The organism is Amycolatopsis sp. NPDC104587, assembly GCF_055583645.1.
In genome coordinates this window covers 39891-63416 of record NZ_JBVJNO010000022.1, presented here as the reverse complement: position 1 = coordinate 63416, position 23526 = coordinate 39891, and the positions used below count along the sequence as shown (strand labels likewise).

21 protein-coding genes are annotated in these 23526 nt (G+C 71.0%); 5 read left to right on the top strand and 16 right to left on the bottom strand.

The features are described 5' to 3' along the window. The first annotated feature begins 43 nt into the window (after nt 1–43). Together ACZ61C_RS44540 and ACZ61C_RS44535 are read left to right on the top strand one after the other, a co-directional pair. Nucleotides 44–655, top strand: a complete 612-nt coding sequence (locus ACZ61C_RS44540; RefSeq protein WP_465314023.1) for a VC0807 family protein — start codon at nt 44–46, stop codon at nt 653–655. Continuing rightward, nucleotides 640–1158 (top strand): YceI family protein, encoded by a 519-nt coding sequence (locus tag ACZ61C_RS44535; RefSeq protein ID WP_465314022.1) that lies wholly within the window; start codon nt 640–642, stop codon nt 1156–1158. The genes ACZ61C_RS44540 and ACZ61C_RS44535 overlap by 16 nt, the downstream gene beginning before the upstream one ends. Before the next feature lie 3 nt (nt 1159–1161). Here the strand turns inward: ACZ61C_RS44535 and ACZ61C_RS44530 are convergent, their stop codons facing one another. The 5 genes from ACZ61C_RS44530 to glf all read right to left on the bottom strand — a co-directional run bounded on the left by ACZ61C_RS44530 (nt 1162) and on the right by glf (nt 6271). After that, nucleotides 1162–2679 carry a hypothetical protein gene (locus ACZ61C_RS44530; protein ID WP_465314021.1) on the bottom strand — a complete coding sequence of 506 codons (1518 nt, stop codon included), beginning with the start codon at nt 2677–2679 and terminating at the stop codon, nt 1162–1164. 71 nt (nt 2680–2750) lie between these two features. Beyond that, nucleotides 2751–3446, bottom strand: a complete 696-nt coding sequence (locus ACZ61C_RS44525) for a hypothetical protein (protein WP_465314020.1) — start codon at nt 3444–3446, stop codon at nt 2751–2753. Between the two features lie 113 nt (nt 3447–3559). Beyond that, nucleotides 3560–4540, bottom strand: coding sequence for a decaprenyl-phosphate phosphoribosyltransferase (locus ACZ61C_RS44520; protein WP_465314019.1), 981 nt, complete (start codon nt 4538–4540; stop codon nt 3560–3562). Further along, nucleotides 4537–5055, bottom strand: coding sequence for a phosphatase PAP2 family protein (locus tag ACZ61C_RS44515; RefSeq protein WP_465314018.1), 519 nt, complete (start codon nt 5053–5055; stop codon nt 4537–4539). The genes ACZ61C_RS44520 and ACZ61C_RS44515 overlap by 4 nt, the downstream gene beginning before the upstream one ends. Next, a complete protein-coding gene (gene glf, locus ACZ61C_RS44510; protein WP_465314017.1) occupies nt 5048–6271 on the bottom strand; it encodes a UDP-galactopyranose mutase in 1224 nt (407 codons plus the stop codon). The genes ACZ61C_RS44515 and glf overlap by 8 nt, the downstream gene beginning before the upstream one ends. A gap of 79 nt (nt 6272–6350) precedes the next feature. Between glf and ACZ61C_RS44505 the strand changes: the two genes are divergently transcribed. Then, on the top strand, nt 6351–8360 hold the full coding sequence (locus ACZ61C_RS44505; RefSeq protein WP_465314016.1) for a DUF6541 family protein: 2010 nt from the start codon (nt 6351–6353) through the stop codon (nt 8358–8360). Between the two features lie 145 nt (nt 8361–8505). Here the strand turns inward: ACZ61C_RS44505 and ACZ61C_RS44500 are convergent, their stop codons facing one another. Next, a complete protein-coding gene (locus ACZ61C_RS44500) occupies nt 8506–9402 on the bottom strand; it encodes an LLM class flavin-dependent oxidoreductase (RefSeq protein WP_465314015.1) in 897 nt (298 codons plus the stop codon). A gap of 96 nt (nt 9403–9498) precedes the next feature. Between ACZ61C_RS44500 and ACZ61C_RS44495 the strand changes: the two genes are divergently transcribed. Further along, nucleotides 9499–10299: an HAD family hydrolase gene (locus tag ACZ61C_RS44495; protein WP_465314088.1), complete on the top strand. Its 801-nt coding sequence runs from the start codon at nt 9499–9501 to the stop codon at nt 10297–10299. Here ACZ61C_RS44495 and ACZ61C_RS44490 read toward each other — a convergent pair. The 3 genes from ACZ61C_RS44490 to ACZ61C_RS44480 all read right to left on the bottom strand — a co-directional run bounded on the left by ACZ61C_RS44490 (nt 10296) and on the right by ACZ61C_RS44480 (nt 14188). Beyond that, entirely contained in the window at nt 10296–11024 is a 729-nt protein-coding gene (locus ACZ61C_RS44490; RefSeq protein ID WP_465314014.1) for a lysophospholipid acyltransferase family protein, read from the bottom strand. The genes ACZ61C_RS44495 and ACZ61C_RS44490 overlap by 4 nt on opposite strands. Before the next feature lie 69 nt (nt 11025–11093). Beyond that, a complete protein-coding gene (wsfD, locus tag ACZ61C_RS44485) occupies nt 11094–12527 on the bottom strand; it encodes a glycan biosynthesis hexose transferase WsfD (protein WP_465314013.1) in 1434 nt (477 codons plus the stop codon). Then, a complete protein-coding gene (locus ACZ61C_RS44480; RefSeq protein ID WP_465314012.1) occupies nt 12524–14188 on the bottom strand; it encodes an ArnT family glycosyltransferase in 1665 nt (554 codons plus the stop codon). Before ACZ61C_RS44480 ends, wsfD begins: the two co-directional genes overlap by 4 nt. Before the next feature lie 140 nt (nt 14189–14328). Here ACZ61C_RS44480 and ACZ61C_RS44475 point away from each other — a divergent pair, with 140 nt between their 5' ends. Beyond that, the gene (locus ACZ61C_RS44475) at nt 14329–16215 is read left to right on the top strand and encodes a DUF6541 family protein (protein WP_465314011.1); all 1887 of its coding nucleotides are present in this window, start codon (nt 14329–14331) and stop codon (nt 16213–16215) included. Nucleotides 16216–17090: 875 nt separating this feature from the next. Here the strand turns inward: ACZ61C_RS44475 and ACZ61C_RS44470 are convergent. The 7 genes from ACZ61C_RS44470 to ACZ61C_RS44440 are packed head-to-tail and all read right to left on the bottom strand — an operon-like array spanning nt 17091 to nt 23465. Then, nucleotides 17091–18074, bottom strand: a complete 984-nt coding sequence (locus tag ACZ61C_RS44470) for a lysylphosphatidylglycerol synthase transmembrane domain-containing protein (protein WP_465314010.1) — start codon at nt 18072–18074, stop codon at nt 17091–17093. A gap of 12 nt (nt 18075–18086) precedes the next feature. Continuing rightward, nucleotides 18087–19331 (bottom strand): acyl-CoA reductase, encoded by a 1245-nt coding sequence (locus ACZ61C_RS44465; RefSeq protein ID WP_465314009.1) that lies wholly within the window; start codon nt 19329–19331, stop codon nt 18087–18089. After that, entirely contained in the window at nt 19328–20380 is a 1053-nt protein-coding gene (locus tag ACZ61C_RS44460; RefSeq protein ID WP_465314008.1) for a LuxE/PaaK family acyltransferase, read from the bottom strand. The genes ACZ61C_RS44465 and ACZ61C_RS44460 overlap by 4 nt, the downstream gene beginning before the upstream one ends. Then, nucleotides 20377–21771 carry an AMP-binding protein gene (locus ACZ61C_RS44455; protein ID WP_465314007.1) on the bottom strand — a complete coding sequence of 465 codons (1395 nt, stop codon included), beginning with the start codon at nt 21769–21771 and terminating at the stop codon, nt 20377–20379. Before ACZ61C_RS44455 ends, ACZ61C_RS44460 begins: the two co-directional genes overlap by 4 nt. Continuing rightward, entirely contained in the window at nt 21768–22499 is a 732-nt protein-coding gene (locus ACZ61C_RS44450) for an SDR family NAD(P)-dependent oxidoreductase (RefSeq protein ID WP_465314006.1), read from the bottom strand. Before ACZ61C_RS44450 ends, ACZ61C_RS44455 begins: the two co-directional genes overlap by 4 nt. Beyond that, nucleotides 22492–22734, bottom strand: coding sequence for an acyl carrier protein (locus tag ACZ61C_RS44445; protein WP_465314005.1), 243 nt, complete (start codon nt 22732–22734; stop codon nt 22492–22494). Before ACZ61C_RS44445 ends, ACZ61C_RS44450 begins: the two co-directional genes overlap by 8 nt. Before the next feature lie 11 nt (nt 22735–22745). Then, on the bottom strand, nt 22746–23465 hold the full coding sequence (locus ACZ61C_RS44440) for a UDP-N-acetylglucosamine acyltransferase (RefSeq protein WP_465314004.1): 720 nt from the start codon (nt 23463–23465) through the stop codon (nt 22746–22748). Between the last annotated feature and the right edge of the window lie 61 nt (nt 23466–23526).

Genomic DNA, 23526 nt, shown 5'->3' with positions numbered 1-23526 from the left:
TCGACGATGGTGGTGACCCCACCGGTCGGCGATGCTCGGGGGCATGGGGAAATCGCTGGTCGCGCTGCTCTGCGACATCGCCGCGCCGGTCGGCGGTTACTACCTGCTGCGGGCGTTCGACGTCGCGCCGGTCTGGGCCCTGACGCTCAGCGGCCTCCCGCCGGCGCTGCGGGTGCTGTACCTGGCGGTGCGGCACCGGCGCGTCGACGGCATGGGGGTGTTCGTGCTGCTCATCGTCGCGCTGGGCCTGGCGACCACGCTGTTGACCGGCGACGCGCGGCTGCAGCTGGTCCGCGGCGCGTGGTTCAGCGTGCTGATCGGCGTCTGGATGCTGGCGAGCCTCCGCGTCGGCCGCCGCCCGACGACCTACCAGGCGACGCTGGCGCTGGTGCCCGGCCGCGCTGACGAGCTCGAGGCGCGCTGGGCGGACACGCCGTCGTTCCGGCGCGTGTGGCGGGTGCTGACGGTTGTCTGGGGGGTCGGCGGGCTGGTGCACAGCGGGCTGAGCATCGTCATGGCGTACTCGCTTCCGGTGGACGTGGTGCCCGGACTCGATACGGTGCTCTCCATCGCGAGTTTTGTGGTGCTCCAGGTGGTCACCCAGGTCATGCTCGCGCGGGAGGGCACGATGAACCGCATGTGGGCACGGCGATGATCGAGATCCCGCCACCCGGCGAATACCGGCTGGACCCGGCGCGCTGCCGGATCGGCGTCTCCGGCACGCACCTCTTCGGAATGTCCGCTGTGGACGGCGAGTTCCCGTTGGCGGGCGGGCTGGTCGTGGTCGCCGACCCGGTGACGGAGTCGCGGGTGACGGCCGAGATCGACGCGAGCGGCCTCAAGACGGGCGACCGCCTGCGTGACACGGAGCTGCAGTCGCGGCGGTTCCTCCACGGCCGCGAGCACCCGCTCATCACGTTCACCGAAGGCCGGCCGGTAACGGACGGGCCGCGGTGGCTGCTCGAGGGCGTCGTGACGGTTCGCGGAACCGCTGCCCGCGTCCAGTGCGGGATCGACGCGGTCCAAGTGTCCCCGGAGGGCTTCTCGGCCCGCGCGGCGACAGTGGTGGACCGGTTCGCGTTCGGCCTGACGTACGGCAAACGGCTGGGCGGCCGCGAGTTCACGCTGACGTTGGACGTCACCGCCGTCCGGAGCTGACGCTCAGCTCCCGGCCGCGTGCGCGGGCACCAGGTACAGGTTCTGGGTGCCCATCCACGGCGAGTCGATCCGCCAGCTCGCCAGCGCCGTCGAGGGCGGGGCGCGGCGGGTCGTCGTCAGGACCAGGTCCGGGCTGATCGGGGCTACGCTGTGGTCGAAGTTGTGGAAGTTCGCTTCCAGCAGCGCGCGGCCGACTTCGCCGCTGCGGCGTTTCGTCTCGGTGATCGCCGGGTCGACGGCGCCGCGGTCGGAGAACTCGTCGACCAGCTCACAGTCGCACGCGTACGCCAGCGCGCCGACCTCACCCGCCGTCTCGACCTTCCGGCCGTGGGCGATGGCGGCCAGCTCCTGGCCGATCTCGCGGTACTCGGTCGTCGACGCGTGGTTGCTGGTGATCGGCGCGAACTGGCGCGGGAGACCGGGCAACGCGTACGCCGCGACGCTCACCGCGAGCACCGCGCCGGCCGCCGTCCACGTCCCGCGGCGCACGCGCTCGGGGACCGCCGAGGCGCAGGCGGCGAGGAAGATCGTCGCGCCGATGATGCTGGGCGCGTAGTACCAGTGGTACGGCGGCACGCCGAGCCGGCTGTAGGCCACGTAGTGCAGGGCGCCCGCGACGGCCAGTGCCGCGAACGGCGTCAGGCGGCGGGCGGTCCCGGACCCACGGCGGAACAGGATGACCCAGGCCACGCCCGCCACCCCGGCGAGCAGCAGCGGCAGGAACGAAAGCGTGGCCTGGACCGGGAAGTTGCGCCAGTACAGGAGCGGGCCGTTGGTGAAGCTGAACGGCCCCCACGACTGCTGGCTGATCTTGATGACCAGCGTGTCCGGCACCGCCGAGCCGAGCACGACCCAGCTGAAGCCGAACCACGGCAGCGTCACCGCGAGGGCGGCGAACGCCGTGCGCCAGATGCCGGTCCAGAACTCGCGGCGGGCCGCGAACAGGACGGCCGCGATGAGCAGCAGGTCGATCCGGACCAGGGCGAGCAGCCCGATCACCACGCCGAGCCGGCCGGCGTTGCGCTCCCCCGCGTAGACCAGCGTCCAGACGACCCCGGTGGCGCCGAGCGCGACCTCCAGCCCGATCGACGACAGCAGCAGCGGGTTGACGAGCAGCAGCCCGAACGTCAGCGGCGCGAACGCCGGGGGCAGGCCGGTGCGCTCGCCCAGCCGGCGCAGGCCCAGCACGAGCAGCACCTGCGCGGCGACGAAGACCACACCGGCGGCCAGCACGGCGTCGCGGACGACGAAGGTGACCGCGCCGAGGGCCAGGACGTTCAGCGGCGACGTCGCGGTGTTCGCCGTCCCCTGCTCGATCAGGCCCCAGTGGCCGTGGAAGGCGAGGTTCTTCGCGTACGACAGCGTGATGTAGGTGTCATCGATGAGATGACTGCTGACCAGGGCGAACACCAGGGCGGAAGCCGCCGCGGCCCCGGCCGGCAGGGCCCACGAACGGGCGAGGGGCAGGGCCGCCGGCAGCGCACCGGCGGCCTTCGGCAGTCCTGCGGAGGCGCTTCGCATCCCGGACACCGTACCCCGGCCGTGATGCTTCTGTGATCTGAGTGGGGTGCGGGTGGCTCACCCCACAGCGGTCAGATGCCGTCCCCCGCGCCGGAGTCGCCCGAATTGCCGGAGTTTCCACCGCCGCCTCGACCTGGGAAGCCACGGCCGTCGGGGCCCTGGTTGGGGCCGTTGTACTGGCGGTGGACGCCGGGACGGCCATCGCGTGGGCCGTGGCTGGTCGCGGCGGCGATCCCGCCGACGACGCCGCCGCCGATCAGCAGGCCGAGGACGCCGACACCGACGAGCTGGGTGGCGCGGTGGCCGACGAAGCGCCGGAAGCCGCCGGGCTGGCGTTGAGCGGCCTGGGGTGCGCCCCAGGCGCCGTAGGTCTGGCCGGGGCCGGGCTGGGAGAGCTGAGGGGTGGGCGGCACCGGCGGTGGCAGCCGGCCGCCGGACGGGGCGGCGACGGGCTGCGGGTGCGCGGTGGTCGCGTCGGCGGCCGGAGGCGCGGGCTGACCCGGCGCGGCGGCGGTCGGCTGCGCCGCGGCCGCATCGGCGGGCTGGCCGGCGGCACCGGCACCCGGGGCGGCCGTGGTCGGCTGGCCTTGGGCCGGGCCGGCCGCGGTCGGCTGCTCAGCAGCACCAGCACCTGGCGCGGCAGCGGCCGGCTGCTCGACGGCGGCCGGCTGGGGCTGGGTCGGCTGGTCAGGGGCCGCCCCAGGGGTGGGCTGCTCGACGGTCGAGTCGGGCGGGACCTGCTTCGGGTCGCGCGGCTGGTCGTTCATGGTCGCTCCTGTGGTGGTCACGGGGACGGGCGCACTGCCCGCCCCCACCACCTCAGGGTGACCCCGTCAGCTGTGCTGAACCTGAAGCCAACCTGTCGATCCGCAATGAGACGTCACAGGTAGAACGAGAGGAACAGCGTGGCCACCCACGTCGCGCCGAGCACCTGGAGCACGCGGTCCTTGAGCGCGATCTCCTCCGGCTCGCCCGCGATGCCGCCGTCGACGTCCACCGCGTAGCGCAGCACCGCCACCACGAACGGCACCATCGAGATCAGCGCCCACACCGAGTTGTGCTCGGTCTGGCGGATCTCGAACGCCCACAGGCAGTACGACATGATCAGGATCGCCGCCGACGTCGCCCAGACGAACCGCAGGTAGCTGGCCGAATACTTCTTCAGCGACGAGCGGATCTTCGCGCCCGTGCGCTCGAACAGCATGATCTCCGCGTAGCGCTTGCCGGCCACCATGAACAGCGAGCCGAACGCCGTGACCAGCAGGAACCACTGCGAAAGCGCGAGGCCGCCCGCGACACCGCCGGCGATCGAGCGCATCAGGAAGCCCGAGCCGACGATGGCCAGGTCGACCACCGGCTGGTGCTTGAGGCCGAAGCAGTAGCCGAGCTGGACGGCCTCGTAGACGCCCAGCACGACCGCCAGCTGCCAGCTGGCCAGGAACGACACGCCGAGACCGGCCAGGAAGAACACGACCGCGGCCCCGTACGCGACGGGCACCGGCACGATCCCGGCCGCGATCGGCCGGTTGCGCTTGGTCGGGTGGGCCCGGTCGGCCTCGACGTCGACGGCGTCGTTGATGAGGTAGACCGAGCTCGCCACCAGGGAGAAGGCCACGAAGGCGACGATCGCGTCGAGCAGCAGGCCCGTGCGGTCGGTCGACTTCGAGAAGGCGAAGAACGGGGCCGCGAAGACCAGCACGTTCTTGACCCACTGGCGCGGCCGCGCCGTCTTGATGACGCCGCCGACCAGGCCGAACGGCCCACGGGCGGCAGTCGCCGTCTCCACCGCGGCCGGGGTCTCCGGCGCTTCGGGAGTCACGGCCGCTTCGTCGCTGTTGCGCTGCTCGGTCGTCTCGCTCATGGGTTCTTCTTCAGCTTCCGTCGTATCAGACCACCGACGAGCCCCCCGAGGGCCGCACCGGCCAGAACGTCTGTCGGATAGTGAACGCCGAGCACGAGCCGCGAGGCGAGCATCGGCGGTACTAGGGCGGGCACCAGGTTACGCCCGGTCAATCCGGAGTAGAGCACCGCCGCCGCCGTAGTGGACGTCGCGTGCGACGACGGGAAGCTCAGCTTGCTCGGCGTGCCGACGAGGACCTCCACGCTCGGGTGGTCCGGTCGCGGCCGCCTGACCACGCGTTTCACCGCGATCGACGCGGCGTGGGCGCCGACGACACCCGCCGACGCGACCAGCCAGTCCTTGCGCCGCTTCTTGTCCACCACGGCGCCGAGCAGGCCCAGGCCGAACCAGCCGATGGCGTGCTCGCCGAAGTGCGACATGCCGCGCGCGGCTTTCACCGAAACGTCACTCTTCAGAAAGCCCTGGGCCTTCGAAAGGACGGCCACCTCGCCCGTCGGGGCGCCCTTCTCAAGCATCGAGGGACCCGTCGAGCGGCGCGCCGTCGGTCAGGTGCGGGGCGATCTTGTTGTCGAACGCCGACAGCGCCGAACCGATGGCCATGTGCATGTCGAGGTACTTGTACGTGCCGAGCCGGCCGCCGAACAGGACGTTCTTCTCGCGCGCCTCGACCTTGGCCAGCTCGCGGTAGGCCTCGAGCTTCTCGCGGTTCTCCGGCGTGTTGATCGGGTAGTACGGCTCGTCGTTCTCGTCCGCGAAGCGCGAGTACTCGCGGAAGATGACCGTCTTGTCCTTCGGGTAGTCCCGCTCCGGGTGGAAGTGGCGGAACTCGATGATCCGGGTGTACGGGACTTCCTGGTCGTTGTAGTTGACGACCGAGGTGCCCTGGTAGTCGCCGGTCCCGGCGACCTCGGACTCGAAGTCGACGGTGCGCCAGGTGAACCGGCCCGCCGAGTAGCCGAAGTAGCGGTCCAGCGGACCCGTGTAGACGGTCGGGGTGCCGGCCGGGATGTGCTCGCGCACGTCGAAGTAGTCGACGTTCAGCCGGATCTCGATGTTCTCGTGCTCGGCCATCTTCTCGAGCCACGCGGTGTACCCGTTGACCGGCAGGCCCTCGTAGGTGTCGTTGAAGTACCGGTTGTCGAAGTTGTAGCGGACCGGCAGGCGCGTGATGATGTTCTCGCCCAGGTTCTTGGGGTCGTTCTCCCACTGCTTCGCGGTGTACCCGCGGATGAACGCCTCGTAGAGGGGACGGCCGACCAGCGAGATGGCCTTCTCCTCGAGGTTCTGCGCGTTCGCCGTCTCGAACTCGGACGACTGCTTGGCGATCAGCTCGCGCGCCTCGTCCGGGGTGTGGGACTTGCCGAAGAACTGGTTGATCAGGGCCAGGTTCATCGGGAACGAGTAGACCTGGTCCTTGACCCGCGCGAACACGCGGTGCTGGTAGTTGGTGAACCCGGTGAACCGGTTCACGTACTCCCAGACGCGCTTGTTCGAGGTGTGGAACAGGTGCGCGCCGTACTTGTGCACCTCGATCCCGGTCTCGGGCTCGGCCTCGGAGTAGGCGTTGCCGCCGATGTGGCTACGCCGCTCGAGGATGAGGACCTTCTTGCCCAGCTCGGCCGCGGCCCGTTCGGCGACGGTCAGGCCGAAGAAACCGGACCCGACGACGACGAGGTCGTAACCTGCGAAATCGTCTTCAGTAATCTTGGCGGGGTTCGTGTGCGCGCTCACGGGCGTCGAGGGTACGCAGGTCGGTATCCCGGCCCGCACCCGACTATCACATTTCGGCCTACGACACACCTGGAAAGCAGTGCCTGCACCCGAGGACTTCTGGAGCTACTTCGCCGCGGTGGCCACTTACCTGGCCGTACTGGCGGTGCCTGGCGGCGTCGTCGGGTGGGCCGCCGGTGTGCGTGGCTGGGCCCTGGCGGGCCTCGCCCCGCTGCTCAGCTACGCCATCACCGGGCTCGCCGGGCCGTGGCTGGCGATCATCCACGTGCCGTACGGCTCGCTCAGCGTCGCCGCGTGCACGCTGCTGCTCGCCGCGGTGCTCTACGGCCTGCGCCGGCTCGCGACGGCCCGGGGGTGGCTGTCACCGGGCGCCGAGGAGCCGCCGGTGCCGTGGACGCGCCGGGCGCACCTGGCCGTCGGCGCCTGCGTCGCGGTCGCGACGGCGGTGTCGATCGCCGTGGTCGTCTCCGGCCGCGGCGGCACGACCGCGGTGTTCCAGCGCTGGGACACCGTCTTCCACGCGAACGGCATCCGCTACATCGCCGAGACCGGCGACGGCTCGCTGACCGGCATGGGCACGCTCAACTGGTACCCGGACGGCTCCTTCTACCCGAACGCCTACCACCTGGTCGGCGCGCTGGTCTACCAGCTGTCCGGGACGTCGGTCCCGGTCACGCTGAACGCCGTCACGATGCCGATCGCCGGGCTGTTCGCGCTGGCCATGGTCGCGCTGGTGCGCCAGCTCGGCGGCCGCGCGGTGTTCGCCGGCTGCGCCGCGCTGGTCGCGGGCGGCGCGACGACCGGGGCGTACGAGTCGGTGTCGAGCGGCCTGCTGCCGTTCGCGCTGGGCATCGTGCTGACGCCGCTGGCCGTGGTCGCGTTGCAGCGGTTCGTCGTGCGGCCGGGGGCAGACACCGGCGCGGTGCTGGCGCTGAGCGCGACCGGCCTGCTCGCCGCGCACTCGAGCGCGTTGTTCGGGGCGATCCTGTTCGCGTTCCCGGTCGTGGTGCAGCGCTGGTACCGGGCGCTGCGCGGCCGCCGGGTCGACGGCGTGCCGGCCGGACGAGCCGGGTGGCGGGTCGTCGGCGGGGACGTGCTGCGGATGCTGCCGGTGATGGTCGCGGCGGGCGTGCTGGCCGCGCCGATGATCCTCGGCGCGATCTCCTTCACGTCCGGGTCGTACCCGTACCACGCGTGGGGCTCGCACATGGCGGTGTGGAAGGCGCTCGCCATGCTGGCGACGTTCAAGCAGGTGCTGCCGGTGCCGCAGATCTGGCTGACGGTGTTCCTCGCCCTCGGGGTGTTCACGCTGGTGCGGCTGCGGCGGATGCGCTGGCTGGGGCTCTCGGCGATCGGGCTGTCGGCGCTGTTCGTGGTCGTCGCGTGCTTCGGCGGCGAAGACTGGGTGATCAGCCTGTCGCGGCCCTGGTGGAACGACCGCTTCCGCCTGATGGCGCTGGCCGCGATCCCGATGTGCCTGCTCGCCGCGCACGGCATGAGCGAGACCCAGCGGTGGCTGGCGAAGCTCGCGAGCGGCCGGGCGTGGGTGCGGGCGCGGCCGTGGCTGACCGGCCGGGTCGGGCTCGTGTCGGCGGTGCTGCTGGTCGTGGCGATGGGCGTGCTGACCGGCGGGTTCTACCGCGCGGCCAACGCCAAGACGGTGTCGCTGCTCTACTACAACGGCCTCCCGGGCGAGGTGGTCCCGCCGGTCAGCCAGGACGAGATCGACGCGATGGACCACCTCGGCACCCTCGGCATCCCGGCCGGCCAGAAGGTGCTCAACGACCGCCTCGACGGCACGGCGTGGATGTACGCCCTGACCGGCGTCCACCCGGTGGCCGCGCACTACGACGCCGGCGTGGTGCCCTTCGACGCCGACTACCTGGCCCGCCACTTCCGCGACTACGACAGCGACCCGCAGGTGCGCGCGGCGACGCAGCGGCTGAACGTGCACTACGTGCTGATCGGCAGCGGGACCATCCGCCGCGACACCCCGATCGCGGCGGGCCTGCAGCACCTGGACGGGCACGACTTCCTGCAGGTCGTGTACCGGAACCCGGGCGCCGTGATCTACCGGATCGTGAAGTAAGCGAAGTAAAAAGCCCTCGTGGCCGCGGCGCCCCGTGCCGCGGCCACGAGGGCCTCCCGTCCCCCAACCACCCCCCGGGGTGATCTTTGACGTCTGCCTGAAGGACGCCGTCGGGACGGCAATCGGTTTCCCGGCTAGGCGAATGTCACCCGTTCGGCCTAGCGTGCAGTTCCGGCAGGACGTCGCTCGCCACCTGCTCCAGCACCGCCTCGCGCCCTTCGTACGGCGCCGACGAGCGCGGCCAGTGCGCGATGACGTCCGTGAAGCCCAGCTCTTCGGCGCGGCCGGCGGCGTCGCGGAACGCCTCCACGCTGCTCAGCGAGAACACCGGGGACGCGTCCAAGCTCAGGTGACGCTGGATGCTCGCCCGCTCGCGGCCGACGTCGTCGAGACGCCGGTCGAACACCTCCGTGAGCTCCTTGATGCCGCTCCACCAGTCGTCCTCGGTCGCACCGCCCTTGCCGGTGGTCACCCAGCCCGCGCCGAAGCGCGCGGCCAGCGTCATCGTGCGGGGGCCGTTCGCCGCGACCACGAACGGCAGCCGCGGCCGCTGGACGGTGCCGGGCAGGTTGCGGGCGCCGCGGGCGCGGTAGTACTCGCCGTCGAAGTCGAACTTGTCGGTCATGAGCAGTCCGTCGAGGGCTTCGACGAACTCGGTGAAGCGGTCCACGCGCTGCTTGGTCGTGAGCTCCGGCGCGGCCAGCACCTGGCCGTCGTAGTGGAGGTGGTCGACGCCCGCGCCGACGCCGAGGACGAACCGGCCGTCCGAAACGTCGTCCAGGGTGGTCAGGTCACGCATGAAGGGCACCGGGTGCCGCGCGACCGGCGACGCCACGAACGTGCCCAGCCGGATGCGGGACGTCACCATCGCCGCCGCCGTCAGGGTCGGGACCGCCGAGAACCACGGCCCGTCGACCAGGTTGCGCCAGCCCAGGTGGTCGTACGTCCACGCGTGGTCGAAGCCGTACTCCTCGGCGGCGCGCCACTTCGGCTCGGCCGCCCACCAACGATCTTCCGGAAGAATCACGATGCCTACTCGCACAATGCCGGACCGTATCGGTAACCACCGACAATCGCTCGGACGGGGACGCGGCCACCCGAACGGGTCAGGGACAATGGCGGAGTGGAGAGACCCCTTCTGATCGCGTCCGACGTCGACGGCACCCTGCTCGGCCCCTCCGAAGCCCTCAGCGCCCGCACCATCGCGACCGTCCGCCGGGTGGTCGACGCCGGGGTGCCGTTCGTGCTCGCGAGCGGCCGGCCGCCACGCTGGATCGCGCCGATCGCGAAGCCGCTCGAGCTGACCGGGTACGCGGTGTGCGCGAACGGGGCCGTCCTCTACGACTGCGGCACCGAAGAGATCGTCGAGGTCCACGGCCTGCTCGCCCCGGAGCTGCTCAACGACATCGCGAGCGCGCTCGACAAGGCGCTGCCCGGCTGCCGGCTGGCGTCCGAGCGGGTCGCGACCGGCGCGGTCGACCACGACATGCGCAACTTCGTGATCGAACCGGACTACCACAACCCGTGGGGCGACGGCGAAGGCCGCGTCGGGCCGCGCGCCGAGGTGGTCGGGCACCCGGCGATCAAGCTGCTGGTCAGCCACCGCGGCATGTCGTCGGAGGAGATGGCCGACGCGCTGAACTCGCTGTTCGACCGCGAGGTCGACGTCACCTACTCGTCTTCGGGCGGCCTGGTCGAGCTGTCCGCGCACGGCATCACCAAGGCGACCGGCCTCGCCGACGTCGCCGAGCGGTTCGGCGTCGAGCCCGCGCGCGTGATCGCCTTCGGGGACATGCCCAACGACGTCGAGATGCTGCGCTGGGCCGGCCACGGCGTCGCGATGGAGAACGGGCACCCGAAGACCCAGGACGTGGCCGACGAGATCACCGGCCCGGCCGGTGAAGACGGTGTCGCGCAGGTCCTCGAGCGCTGGTTCTAGCGGCGGTCGAGCTCCGCGGCTTCCTCCGGGGTCGGCGCGGTCCCGCCCAGGTGGGCGGGCAGCCACCAGCGGTCCTCGTCCGACGCGGGCTGGTCGGGGTACTCGGCCTGGGCCCGGTCGAGCAGCGCGCTCATCCGGTCGCGCAGCTCCTTCGTGACGACGTCCCAGTCGTCGCGCTTCGCCGGGCGCATCGGCTCGCCGACGAGGATCAGGACGGGCACGTGCCGGCGCGTCAGGTCCTTCGGGCGGCCCTTCGTCCACAGCCGCTGGGTGCCCCACAGCGCCATCGGCACCACGGGGACGTCGGCCGCCGCGGCCATCCGGACGGCGCCCGACTTGATCTCCTTGACGGTGAACGACTGGCTGATCGTCGCTTCCGGGAACACGCCCACGACCTCGCCGGCCTTCAGCTTCTGGACCGCTTCGCGGTAGGAGGCCAGCCCGGCGGAGCGGTCGACGGAGATGTGGTGCATGCCGCGCATCAGCGGTCCGGCGATCCGGTTCGCGAAGATCTCCTGCTTCGCCATGAACCGCGTCAGCCGCTTGGCCGGGCGCGCGCCGAGGCCGCAGAAGATGAAGTCGAGGTAGCTCACGTGGTTGCACGCGATGACCGCGCCGCCGTGCCGCGGGATGTTCTCCGCGCCCTCGATCCGGATGCGGTTGTCGAGTACCCGGAACATCGTCCGGGCCGCCGCGATCACGGGCGGGTACACGAGGTCAGCCATCCCGCCAGGTTACGGGACCGTAGGTTCCGGGCGGCCGTTCAGCGGGGAAGAACACAAAACGGGCGAAGCTCACGCCGTCCGCACGGCTCGCCGCCGGACCGGGATCGCCAGCACGAGGGCCAGCAGGATCGTGAACAGCGCGACGGACTGGTGCTTGGTGCCTTCGATGCCGTCACCGAGGGCCGCCGTGCCGAACTGCGTCAGCGAGACGACCAGCAGGAACCCCAGCACTACACCCAACGGCCCCCGGCGTAAGAACCAGGCTCTGACCAGCACGAACAGCCAGATCGGCACCAGCACGAACAGGCCGAGCGGGGCGATCAGGCCGGTCAGCGAGGACACCACGGGCACCCGGTGCTCCTGCGCGTGCGGCGCGAAGCCGGCCGACTGGTCGAAGCTGCCGAGGTAGTCCGGGCGCGCGGTCAGCTGGTCGGTCGCCGCACGGTTGAGCACCTCGAGCGTCCGGCCGGGGTGCGTCGCGAAGTAGGTGACGACGTTGCGGCGGCTCATCTGGCCGCGGTACTGCGCGTAGAGCGGATCCGTCGTGGCCGGGTGCGGGTGCCACCAGCCGTTGCCCGCGTACTGCGCGAACGACGGCGGCAGCCCGAGGTCGGCCAGGTCGGCCTGCGTGTCGTGCCGGCCGTCGACGATGTTCAAGAAGATCGAGTTGAAGACGTTGATCTCGCGTGAATCGTCCCCGGGCCGCGCCGCGAGCGAGCCGTCGGGCGCGACGGCCGGTTCGACGCTCTGCTGCGCGTAGAGCGTCACGGCGCCGAGCGCGCCGATGACCAGCGCCGCCGACGCCCACCGCCGCGCGCCGCGCAGGCTGCCCGGCCGGACCAGCAGGATCGCCACCACGAGGATCGGCAGGATGGTCAGCGTCTGGACCTTGGCGTTGACCGCCAGCACGCCGCCCACGAGCGTCACGACCATGCCCGCGTAGCTCCACCGGCCTTCGCGGGCGGTCAGCAGCAGGCCGCCGACGGCGAGCAGCAGGCCGAGGAAGGCGGCGCCTTCGCCGAGCACCGCGGCGAAGTACCCGAAGAACGCCGAATCCGCGACGACCAGCAGCAGCCCGGCCGCGACGGCGAGCCGCGCCCGGCGCCCGTACGGCAGCCCGAGCACGATCGCGGCGACCGCTCCCGCGGCGATGATGCTGCTGAGCAGGCCCAGCACGACCAGGCTCAGCGTCGCGTGGGCGCCGACCACCCCGCCGAGGCGGACGGCCACGTCCGCGAGCCAGCTCTGCGTGAGCAGGTAGGTGGGCCGGCACGGCGCCGAGCCCGGCTCCGCGCGGTAGGCGAGGTGGATGAACGCCTCGGGCCCGCTGTGCCAGGTGATCCCGGCGCCGCACAGCACCCGGGCGCCGTCCCCGTTGTTGGACATCGCGACCGGGCGCGGCACCAGGAACCGCACCACGAACAGGGTGAGCGCCGCGCCGAACACCCCGAGCCCGAGCAGCGCTTCGGCGTCCAGCTGCCGTTTCGGGACCTCGAGCTTCACGAAGGACAGGGTACGTAGCGGAAGTCCGGGCCCCGGTCGAGGTCGATGACCACGGACTTCGCCTGCTCGGCCCGCGGGTAGACGGCGACCCAGTAGGGCGTGCCGACCCGGCGGAACGTCGCGACCTGGTACTTGCCGGCGTAGACCGGGTCGATCACACAGCGCTGGGTTTCGGCGTACCCGCCGTCGGAGGGGACGGCGACGGTCGGCCGGCGGCCGTTGACCACGTAGTCGTAGTCGGTCGTGACGCCGCCGTCGTGCCGGCCTTCGCGGGCGATGTGCTCGTCGGTGCGGCCGAGGACGTCGATGATGAGCAGCTGCCCGCCCTCGGCGGCGAGCGCGCCGGGCGCGGCGGCGCTGACCACCGAGCCGGGCGGGAGGTACGTGCCGAGCCAGCCGCCGATTTCGGTGAGCTCGGAGCCGTACGCGCGCCAGTCGCGCACGCGGTCGAGCATCTCGGGGCTGAACACGGACACGAGCACCGCGATCCCGGCCAGCCCGCCGGCGGTCACCGGGACGAGCCGGGTCGCGGCGGGCCAGGCCCGCGGCCGGGGTGACGGCTTCCCTTCGACGTCCGCCGTGAGCACGCCGTACACGGCGACCGACGCGACGGCGACCAGCGGCGGTACGGGCGCCAGCAGCCGCCACGCCGGGTCCAGGTCACCGCCGGCCAGCACGGCCACGGCGGCGAGCCCGACGACCGTCGCGAACAGCAGCCAGATCAGGGCGCGGGCCTCGAGCGCGACCCCCTTGGTCCGGCGCAGCGGCAGGGCGACCGCCGCGACCAGGCCGAGCAGCAGGAAACCCTGGTGCGCCAAGGCGAACCCGGACAGGTACGGCCAGCCGGCGGCGACCTGCGACCCGAGCGGGCCGTCGAGCTTCGCGGCCAGCGGCGCGGGGAGGAAGTGCTGGTAGAACGTCGCCCGCCAGGCCAGCCGGGGAATGAGGAACACGACCGCACCCAGGACGAACCCCACCGGCGCCCACCAGCTGTGCTTCTTCTTCAGCGCGGCGCCCAGCAGCCAGAACCCGCCCAGGACGGCGATCACCAGACCCTGCGGGCTCGTCATCACGGCGAAGGCGACGAGCACCCCGGCGACCACCGGGCGGCGCGCCGCGAGCGAGTAGCAGACGGCGAGGGTCAGGAGCACGAACAGCGGGACCTCGGAGCCGGACGGCCCGTAGACCGCGAGGCCGCCGGCACTCGCCGTGAGCACCGCGGCGGCGACCCCGATCGCCGGCCGCGGCTCGGCGCCCTCCGGCGTGGCCGCCCCGACGATCCGGTTCACCAGGAAGAACGAGACGAGCACACAGCCCAGGGTGGCGAGGACGCCGAACACGACGGCCGTCGTCCGCACGTCGGCGCCGAACGCGGCCCGCGGCAGCGCGATCAAGACCAGCCAGAGGAAGTTCGTGTAGCCCTCGACGCGTTCACCCGGGTTGAAGACCGGGCCGTTGCCGTCCGCGATGTTCTGCGCGTAGCGGAACGAAACGAGCGCGTCTTCGGTGACGGTCGCGAACATCAGCTGGTGGAGCAGGGACAACCCGAGGGTGAGCGCGACGACGAGGCCGCGCCAGCCGCGGTCGGTGTCCAGGCGTCCCCAGGTCAGCACCACGATCGCGGCGAGCACCAGCCATGCCACCACGACCGCGTAAACCACCCGGCCCCCTCGTGAAGATCACCCCGCCGGCGCCAGTCAAGCAGGGAAAGACTCTTGTCAATATAACCCGATCGGGTATCGCCTTTCGAAGTCCGCAATTGGTCCCGTTCGAACCGGCCTCCGGCGGCTTAGTCTCCACCGTGCTCTCCGTCAGCGTCGCCATTCTCGTGATCGCCCTGCCGGGCCTGCTGACCGGTCTCGCGGCCGGTTTGCGCGGCTGGGCCCTGGCCGGGCTGGCGCCGTTGCTGAGCTACGCCATCGGCGGGCTGACCGGGCCGTGGACCGCGGCGCTGGGCTGGTCGTTCACGCCGTTGACCTACGCGCTTTCGACGGTCGTGTTCACCGCGATCGCCTGGGGTGTCCGGAAACTGACGGTGCGCCGCTGGGCGCCGGAGCCGGAGCCGGGCTTGTGGGCGCGGCGAGGGCACCTGGCGGTGCTGGCGTGCCTGCTGTTCGCGGCGGCGGTCGGTCTCTCCGCGACAGTGCTGGGACTCGGCCGGATCGGCGCGCTGCCGCAGGGTTTCGACGCGGTGTACCACGGCAACGCGGTGCGCTACATCGCCGACACCGGCGACGGCGGTCTGTTCGGGACGGGCCAGGTGAACTGGTACGGCGACGCGGCACCGGTGTTCTACCCCAACGCCTACCACCTGCTGGCGTCGGTGACGTACCGGCTCAGTGGGACGTCGATCCCGGAGACGCTCGACGCGAACACCGTGCTGCTGCCCGGTTTGCTCGCGTTGTCGCTGGTGACGCTGGTGCGCGAGTTCCGCGGCCGCGCGGTGCTGGCGGGCGCGGTGGCGCTGACGGCGGTGGCGCCGGTGATGGGTGTCTACGAGTCGATGGATCGCGGACCGTTGCTGCCGTTCGCACTGGGCGTGACGCTGACGCCGCTGGCCGCGGTGGCCTTGCGCCGGTACCTGGAGTGGGTCGCGCCGGACACCGGGCTGGTGCTGGTGCTGGCCGCGGTGGGGTTGCTGTGCATCCATTCGTCGACGTTGTTCGGCGGAATCCTGTTCGCCGGGCCGCTGCTGGTGCAGCGCTGGCTCTCGTCGTGGCGCCGCATCGGCCGTGATTTAGTGGCGTTGTTGCCGATCGCGGCGGTGTCGTTGCTGGTGGCGTGGCTGCAGCTGTTCGGCGCGCTGGGCCTGGCGACGAGCGCGGTGCCGTACTACGGCTGGCCCAGCGAGTACCGCGCGTCGACGGCGCTGGGGGCGTTGCTCGGTTTCCAGCACTACGAACCGCATCCGCAGGTGTGGCTGTCGGTGGCGCTGTTCCTGGGGATCGTGTTCTTCGCCCGCGCGGGCGCACTGCGCTGGATCGGCCTGACGGCGGCGGTCACGGGCCTGGCGTACATGGCGGTGGCGTCGTCGAACGCGCCGATCGTGATGGCGTTGTCCCGCCCCTGGTGGGACGACCCGTACCGGTTCTTTTCGATGGCGGCGATCCCCCTGTGCGTCCTGGCGGCCCACGGCTTGGCGTCCACCCAGGCGTGGCTGCGCGACCGGCTCCCGTCCCGGGTGCCGGCGGTGGCGGTGGCTGCGGTGGTGTTGCTGGGTTTCGTGTTGCTGTCCAACGGCTTGTACTTCCGCTCGAACGGCGCGCGTGTGTACCCGGGGTACCAGGCGGCGGACCCGTCAACGCTGCGCGTGACCCCGGCCGAGGCGACGGCGATGGAGAAGCTGGGGACTCTGGCGGCCCCGGGCGAGTGGGCGATGAACGACCGTTTCGACGGGACGGCGTGGACGTACGCGCTCTCGGGGGTCCGGACCGTCGCCGGGCACTTCGACGAGACGTTGCTGCCTTCGGATGCGGTGCTGCTGGCGGGGCGGTTTCGGGACTACGAGACTGATCCGGCGGTGCGGGCGGCGGTTCGGCGGTTGGATATTCGGTGGGTGATTTTGGGGAAGCCGTCGAGTGAGCCGGGTAAGCCGTATCAGGCGGGGTTGGTGGGGCTGGCGGGGGAACCGTTCTTGAAAGAGGTTTACCGCAATTCGGATGCGGTGATCTATCGCTTGGTGTCGTGAATTCCGGTTAGTTTCTGACGCCTGGCGTCCCCAATGCCCCACTCGCGACGGCAGGGTCCGGACCGAGCTCGCGACGGAACCGATCTTGCGGCGCCCGCTCCTTCGGTGGTTTCGACGGTCGTCGCGGCACCGATGCTGGTGGTAGCGCCGGGCAGCCGCCATGCGTTCTGCCGGGCCGGCCGTTCGCGTACTCGCTGACTCTCCCGCCGGCACGCTGGCGGCTTGGGTGAACCGGCGGTTCAGGTGCATCTCGGTCCACCTGGTTTCGGGCCAAACGACCGCCGCCGTCCGAGCGGCCCCCGCCCTTCCCGGGCGGTTTCTAGCGGTCGTTGCAACACCGCTACTGGTCGTGGGTGTCCAGTAACTGTGTCATGCGTTCGGCTGGGGTGTCCGTGGCCGCCGCTGATCCGGGCGCACGTGCGGTCGGCAGGCGATGCGGCCGCTGCGCAACCAGCCCGCCACCTCGCGGCGCAGACCGCCGCGGGGCCTGGACACAGAGGGCCTGACAGACGGTTTCGCAGCTCACATGCCACTCCAGGCGGCCGGGATGGTCGCGGCACAGCCGGCGGGTGATCTGCTGCGGGCTCCGCCGGGCAGCCAGCCCATCGGCTCCTCAACCAACGACCTACCACGCCGCTCAGCTCGCCGCCCTGGGGCACTCAAGGCACGATCCCGATCCGGTCTGGACACGAGGCAACTCCCGAACACTCAGGTGCTGCAACCATCCCTAAAAACCGCCCTCCCAGGGGGCGTCCCCGAGTCCATTCTATCCGGGACGGGGGGGCAAAAGGCCTGGGTGAGCGGTTCTCGGGCTCAGTTGTCCACATGTGCGTAACGGCTGTGGACAACTTGGGTACAGGTGGTGGACAGCCTGGTCAGGCGGCTGTTGGCGCTGGGGGGCGGACCGTGCGGGCCGCTACTGCTGCCATGCCTGCCGTCAGGAGGTCGGCCACCGTGAACATCACTCGGGAGGCCACCGCGAACGCTGTGGCCTGGCCGACCGTCAGGCCGCTGGCCGTCAGGACCGCTACCTGCGCCACCTCGCGGACGCCCACTCCGCTCGGGAGGATGAACGCGAACGTGCCCACCGTCATCGCCACCGCCATCGCGCCCACGCAGAGCACGAAGCCGCTGAAGCCCGGGGTGCCGACCGAATTCGCCAGGAGCCACAGGTGGATTCCCTGCAGGCACCAGGCCGCCGTCGAGGCGCCGAAGACCTTGCCCACCACGCGCCAGCCCAGGGGGTGGGCCAGCGGGGGGCGGCGCAGCACCCGCAGCACCAGGGACGTGCCCCAGGTCAGGATCTTCGGGTGCAGCATCGCCAGGCCGACCGGGATGAGCACGAAGAGCCACAGCGCGCGCGGGCTGTTGCTGAACACCGCCGGGGCGGCCAGCAGGGACACCACCAGCGCCGACACCACGCCGACGCCGAGCTGGATCAGGGAGCCCGTGAAGATGCGGGCGCGGGCCAGGCCGGCCTTGCGGCCCAGCTCCATCTGCAGCAGGTACGCCCAGACCGAGCCCGGCACGTACTTGCCGAGGGAGCCGACCAGGCAGATCTGCGCGCCGCGGGCGTAGCCGATCGGTTTGCCCAGGTCGTCGACCATCACCTGCCAGCCCCAGGTCGAGACCATGATCGCCGCGACCAGGGCGACCAGGCTCAGCAGGGACGACTGCCACGCGACGTCGCTCAGGGTGTGCCAGAACTCGCCCCAGTTGGAGGCCAGCTGCTTCGCCGCGAAGCCGATGACCAGCAGGATCGCGACCCAGCGGACGACGTCGATGATCTTCGCCTTGGTCGACTTCGGCTGCTTTCCGGCAGCCGGGGTCTCCCATTCCGGCGACTCAACTGTCGTCATCGACGCATCTCCTCAGGCCTGGACCGTGACCAGGCGGCTGAATTCGGCCAGCAGATCGTAACCGTCCCAGACCGCGGAGAACGTCAGGGCGCTGCCGAACGGCACGATCCGGTCGACGCCGCGGCCCGCCAGCTCGTGCGCGAACGCCGTCAGCTCCTCGGCCGTGAAGCCGAACTGGCCGACGGTCTGGTCCTTGCGCAGGACGATCGGCACCAGATCAGACAAAGAGGACACTCGTGCGTTGGCGAACGAGCCCGCGCCGAGCCACTCGCGCGGCAGGACCGCCGGGTCGGTCAGCTCCAAAGTGGCCAGGCCGTTGCCCGCGAACTCGATGCCGCTCACCAGCCCGTCGGCCGCCGCGCCGTACGCCGAGACGCGCTTCTGGACCGCCATCGCCGGCTCGGTCACGTGCTGTTTCGTCTCCAGCACCGACGCCAGCAGGGCGCGGAACTCACTGCCCGCTGCCTGCGCGCCGGCCTCGTCGCCGACCCAGAACACCGCGCGCGGGGACGAGCAGGCGGCCTGGTCGAACCAGTACGAGTCGTTGTAGAACCCCTCGGCGGCCGCGCGACGCTCTTCCGCGGACGCCCGCTGCCAGCCCGCCACCGACGCGACGGCGAACGACGAGCGGTCCGGGAACGTCAGGTCACGCGCGTGCGGCGCGAGCGGGTACTTCCGCAGGGCCGCGACGGAACCGTCACCACCCCAGATGACGCGCAGGTCCGCGGCCAGGGACAGCGCGCCGCTCACCTCGTCGCTGCGGTCGTACGTCACCATCCGCTGGGTGGCCGTGATCGCGGCCGCGGTCGCCGAGTCCACTTCGGACAGAGCCGCGTTCAGTGCCTCCAGCACCGCCTCGGCGGCGCCGGCCGAGCGCGACGACACCCGCACGACGTTGTGGTTGCCCGCCAGCGCCGACAGCGCCCACGAGTAGACGAAGATCGTGTCGACGTTCGCCGGCGGCACGTGGAACACCAGCCCGCGCGGGAACCGCAGCGCGCCACCGGCTGTGTCCAAAGTGGACAGCGCTTTGGCGATCTCGCCCTTGCGCAGGAAGAAGCCGAGGGACGCCAGCTCAGGGAAGCGGCGTGCGGTGGCCGGGGCCAGCAGCTTGCGCGCGAACTTCGTGATGAACTCGACGACCCGCGGGTCACCGACGCGCAGCCGACCGCCGGGCGGCGACGCGCGCAGCTCGTCGACCAGGTCGGTCACCGAAACGGAAGGAGCAGCGGGAAAACGCTGGGTCAGGGAAGTCACGCCGCCGCTCCCGAGAACGTGTCCGAGCAGCCGCGCGCCTCGGCCTTGGGCAGCCGGCCGAGCACCGAGAAGTGCTTGCCCGGCCAGTCACCGTCGTCGATCCCGTTGTAGACGCCGAGATCCTCGGTGAGCAGGACGTGCCCGGGGTACGACCGCGGCAGCGTCGAGACGACCTCGATCACGCCCGGCTCCCCGACCGGCTGCTCTTCCCACGTCTCCGGGTTGCGGATCACGACGTCGGCGAAGTCCGGGCAGTACAGCGAGTTCCCGGACGGGCCTTCGAGGAACACCGTGCCGATCTGCTCGATCATCCCGTAGTAGTTGTGGATCCGGGTGAGCCCGGTGTCTTCCTTGAAGCGACGCCGGAACTCGGTGTTGTCCACCGCGCGGTCGATCAGCTTCTTCCAGCCACCACTGTGGATCAGGATGCCGTTCGACAGGTCGAGACCGTTGTCCCGCGCGACCTCGTACAGGTACAGCCACACCATGAACGTGAAGCCGAAGATCAGGAACGGCTTGTCGCCGTACTCGGCCAGGAACTTCTTGACGGCTTCGACGTCCGGCTTGTCGTTCTCGTCGAGCACGTACGTGTGCTTGCGGCCGAAGTTCGCCATGCCCAGCACGCCCGCGCCGCGCGCGGAGAACGAGCGGCGGTTCTTGATGATGCCGATGGTGTCGACCATCAGCATCGGCAGCCGCTCACCGCCGAGGACCTCCTGCAGGGTCGCGCCGAGCTGCTTGGTCTGCGCGCCCGCCGCCTCCTTGTCCAGGTAGATCCGCGACGCGCCGGCGCCGGTGGTGCCGGACGACGTCAGCGTCTTGAAGACTTCACTGTCCGGAACGGACTTGAGGTCGTGCGTCTTGAACATCCGCACCGGCAGCCACGGCAGGTCCGCGATCGTGGCAAAGGACGCGTCCGACGCGATCCCGAGCGACGACAGGATCCGGTCGTAGCCTTCGGAATTCGCCCGATGGTGTGACGTCAACGCGCCCAGCTCGGGCAGCAGCAGCTTCTCCCGGTCTGCCTGCGACCGAGTGAACACGCTCATACCTTCGCCTCCAATGACCGGTAGTCGATCTTTCCGCTGGCCAGCAGCGGCACGGTGTCGATCGGGCGCACGTCGAACCCGCTGGCGTGCAGGTGCAGCCGCTCGGACAGCGCCTTCGACGCGTCCTTGCAGATCGCCTTGTCGACGCCCTCGGCGAACAGCACCACCTTGTCGCCGGCGGGCACCGCGGCCACCACGTCGATCCCCACCGCCGCCGCGCGGGCGGCGTTTTCGAGGTCGTCGAGGCTGACGCGGTTGCCGAACACCTTGCCGATGCGCTTGAGCCGCCCGGTGATGAACAGGTACCCCTCTTCGTCGAGGTACCCGAGGTCACCGGTGGCGAGCACGCCGCCGAATTCGTCGCCCTTGGCCAGGCCGGACTCGTCGTCCGCGTAACCCAGCATCACATTGGGCCCACGGTAGACGACCTCACCGACAATTTTCGGGTGCGTGGTCTCCGAGCCGTCGTCACGGCGGACGGCGAACGCCCCGCCCGGCAGCGCCGGCCCGGCGGAACCGAGCTTTTCGGCCAGCCGTTCGGCGGGCACCGTCGTCATCCGCGGCGCGGCCTCGGTCTGGCCGTACATGACGTACATCCGGCCGCCGACGGCGGTCATCTTGTTGTTGAACTCGGCGATCAGCTCGTCGCGCAGCTTCCCGCCGGCCTGCGTCAGCGTGCGCAGCGTCGGGTACTTCGCGGGGTCGAACTTGAGCCGCCGCAGCATTTCGTAGTGGTACGGGACGCCTGAGAGGGACGTCACGCCGTGCTCGTTCACCGCGTCCCAGAAGCCGCGGCCGAGCACGCCCGACGGCTCGATCACGACGGTGGCGTCGCGCACCAGGTGCGAGTTCAGCACCGAAAGGCCGTAGCTGTAGTGCAGCGGCAGGCAGGTGGGCGCGACCTCGTCGGAGGTGATGTGCAGCACCTGCGCGATGGCGTCGGCGTTGGCCAGGACTGCCTGCCGCGAGAGCCGGACGAGCTTCGGGTTGCCGGTGGACCCGCTGGTCGGGAGCAGCACGGCGAGGTCGGGGTGCGGCTTCACGCCCTCGGCCGACGAGCGGACCCAGTCCGAGCCCTGCACGGTGTACCCAGTGGGCGCGTCACCCGAAGCCGACAGCACGGCGGCCGGGCGGAACCGCGAGACGAGCCCGGCCAGCACGTCGGCGTCCAGCGCCGGGTCGATCAGCGCGATCGCCCGGCCGGACTCGAACGCGCCGAGGTAGGTCAGCACGCTCGGCAGGTCGACCGACATCCGCGCGAACACCACGCCGGCCGGCAGCGCGGCCAGCTCTTCCATCCGCCGGCCGACCTCGGCCGACAGTTCCGCGCCCGCCAGCGTGCGGCCCCCGGCCACATCGACCAGCCGGGCTCCCGCACCCAACAGCGTCACAACACCAAGCCTCCGTCGACGCCCAGCACCTGTCCGGTGATGAAGGACGCTTCATCGCTCACCAGGAACCGGATCGCGTTCGCCACGTCTTCCGCCCGGCCGAGCCGGCCGAGCGGCGTCTTGCCGGTGTTCTCCGCCTTCGCGTCTTCGCTCAGGCCCGCGGTCAGGTCGGTCTCGATCACGCCCGGCGCGACCGCGTTGACCCGGATGCCCGAACGACCAAGCTCCTTCGCCGCCGAACGCGCGATGTTCGCCACCGCCGCCTTCGACGCCGCGTACACCGTCTGACCAGCACTTCCGTACTCGCCGACGATCGACGCGAGCACCACGATCGAGCCGGTCTTCTTCCGCATCATCGCCCGGGCCGCGGCCTGGACGGTGTGCAGCGTGCCGGCAACGTTCGTGCTCAGCGTCGTGTCGACGAGCTCCTCGCGGATCATCCCGAGGAGCGCGTCCTCCATGATCCCGGCGTTCGCGACCACGACGTCGAGCTTGCCGTGCTCCTTCGCGACACCCCTGACCAGCGAAGACACGGCCTTCGCGTCGGTGACGTCGAGCGCGAGCCCGGCCGCGGCGCCCGCGGACGAAGCCGCTTCCTTGGCGCGGGCCTCGTCGCGGCCGGTGAGCACCACCGTCGCGCCCGCTTCCACCAGAGCGCGCACGGTGGCCAGGCCGATCCCTCGCGTCCCGCCGGTGACGAGCGCGACCCGACCGGTCAGATCAGTCATTCTTCGACTGCAGCTCGGTCACCATGTCCACGGCGACCTTGAAGCTCGACATGTCGATCACCTGGTCGGTGTCGAACTCGACGTCGAACTCGTCCTCGATGGCCGCGACCAGCGCCATGTGGCCGACCGAGTCCCACGCCTCGAGGTCGCGGTACTTGAGGTTCTCGACGTCCACGTCCGCGTCGAGGTCCAGCGCCTCGACGAAGACCTCGCGCAGCTTGGGGGCGACAGACATGTGCGTGACTCCTAGTGCTCTTCGCGCGGGCGGGCGTCCCACGCCTTTACCAAGGTAGAGAGGTCTTCGGGCAGCGTGACGTCCGGGAGACCTTCCTTGCCCTTCAGCCACGGCCCGAGCGCCTCGATCGTCGCCTCGTCGAGGCCGCGGCGGGACAGGCCCACGACGTTGACGCCGGTGACGCGCGCCGGGTTGCCGACGGCGATGGTGAAGGCGCCGATCTCGCGCCGGACGGCCGAGCCCATGCCGATCATCGCGCCGGGGCCGATCACGACCTTCTGGTGCAGGATCGCGCCCATGCCGAGGTTCGCGCCGTCCCAGATGTGGCAGTGGCCGCCGGTGACGGCGTTGGACGCGACCGTCACGGCGTCGCCGACCAGGCAGTCGTGCGCGATGTGGGAGTTGCGGAGGAAGTAGCCGTCGCTGCCGATCGTCGTCGTCCGCCAGGTCCCTTGGTGGACACTCACGTACTCGCGGATGCGGTTGCGGCTGCCGATGACCACACCGTGGCCGTCGTGATCCGCGTCACCGACGGGCGCGACGGACCAGGCGTCGGGGTGGGGGCGGCCGCGGTCCTCGCCGGGCGTGCCGATCGTCACGTGCGGGCCGATCCAGTTGCCGTCGCCGATCCGCGCCGGGCCCACGATGACGGCGAACGGCCCGATCACGTTGTCGTCGCCGAGTTCGACGCCTTCACCGAGGACGGCGGTGGGGTGGATGCGGTTGGCCACGGGTCGGGTGTCCGTTCGTCGGCGGCTGGGTACTGGGCGTGCTACCGCGCCCGGTAACGTG

Coding starts and splice junctions, on each gene's coding strand:
- ACZ61C_RS44540 (WP_465314023.1), top strand. CDS start 44: ATGGGGAAATCGCTGGTCGCGCTGCTCTGCGACATCGCCGCGCCGGTC.
- ACZ61C_RS44530 (WP_465314021.1), bottom strand. CDS start 2,679: ATGCGAAGCGCCTCCGCAGGACTGCCGAAGGCCGCCGGTGCGCTGCCG.
- ACZ61C_RS44525 (WP_465314020.1), bottom strand. CDS start 3,446: ATGAACGACCAGCCGCGCGACCCGAAGCAGGTCCCGCCCGACTCGACC.
- ACZ61C_RS44520 (WP_465314019.1), bottom strand. CDS start 4,540: ATGAGCGAGACGACCGAGCAGCGCAACAGCGACGAAGCGGCCGTGACT.
- ACZ61C_RS44515 (WP_465314018.1), bottom strand. CDS start 5,055: ATGCTTGAGAAGGGCGCCCCGACGGGCGAGGTGGCCGTCCTTTCGAAG.
- ACZ61C_RS44490 (WP_465314014.1), bottom strand. CDS start 11,024: ATGGCTGACCTCGTGTACCCGCCCGTGATCGCGGCGGCCCGGACGATG.
- ACZ61C_RS44470 (WP_465314010.1), bottom strand. CDS start 18,074: ATGACGACAGTTGAGTCGCCGGAATGGGAGACCCCGGCTGCCGGAAAG.
- ACZ61C_RS44460 (WP_465314008.1), bottom strand. CDS start 20,380: ATGAGCGTGTTCACTCGGTCGCAGGCAGACCGGGAGAAGCTGCTGCTG.
- ACZ61C_RS44450 (WP_465314006.1), bottom strand. CDS start 22,499: ATGACTGATCTGACCGGTCGGGTCGCGCTCGTCACCGGCGGGACGCGA.
- ACZ61C_RS44445 (WP_465314005.1), bottom strand. CDS start 22,734: ATGTCTGTCGCCCCCAAGCTGCGCGAGGTCTTCGTCGAGGCGCTGGAC.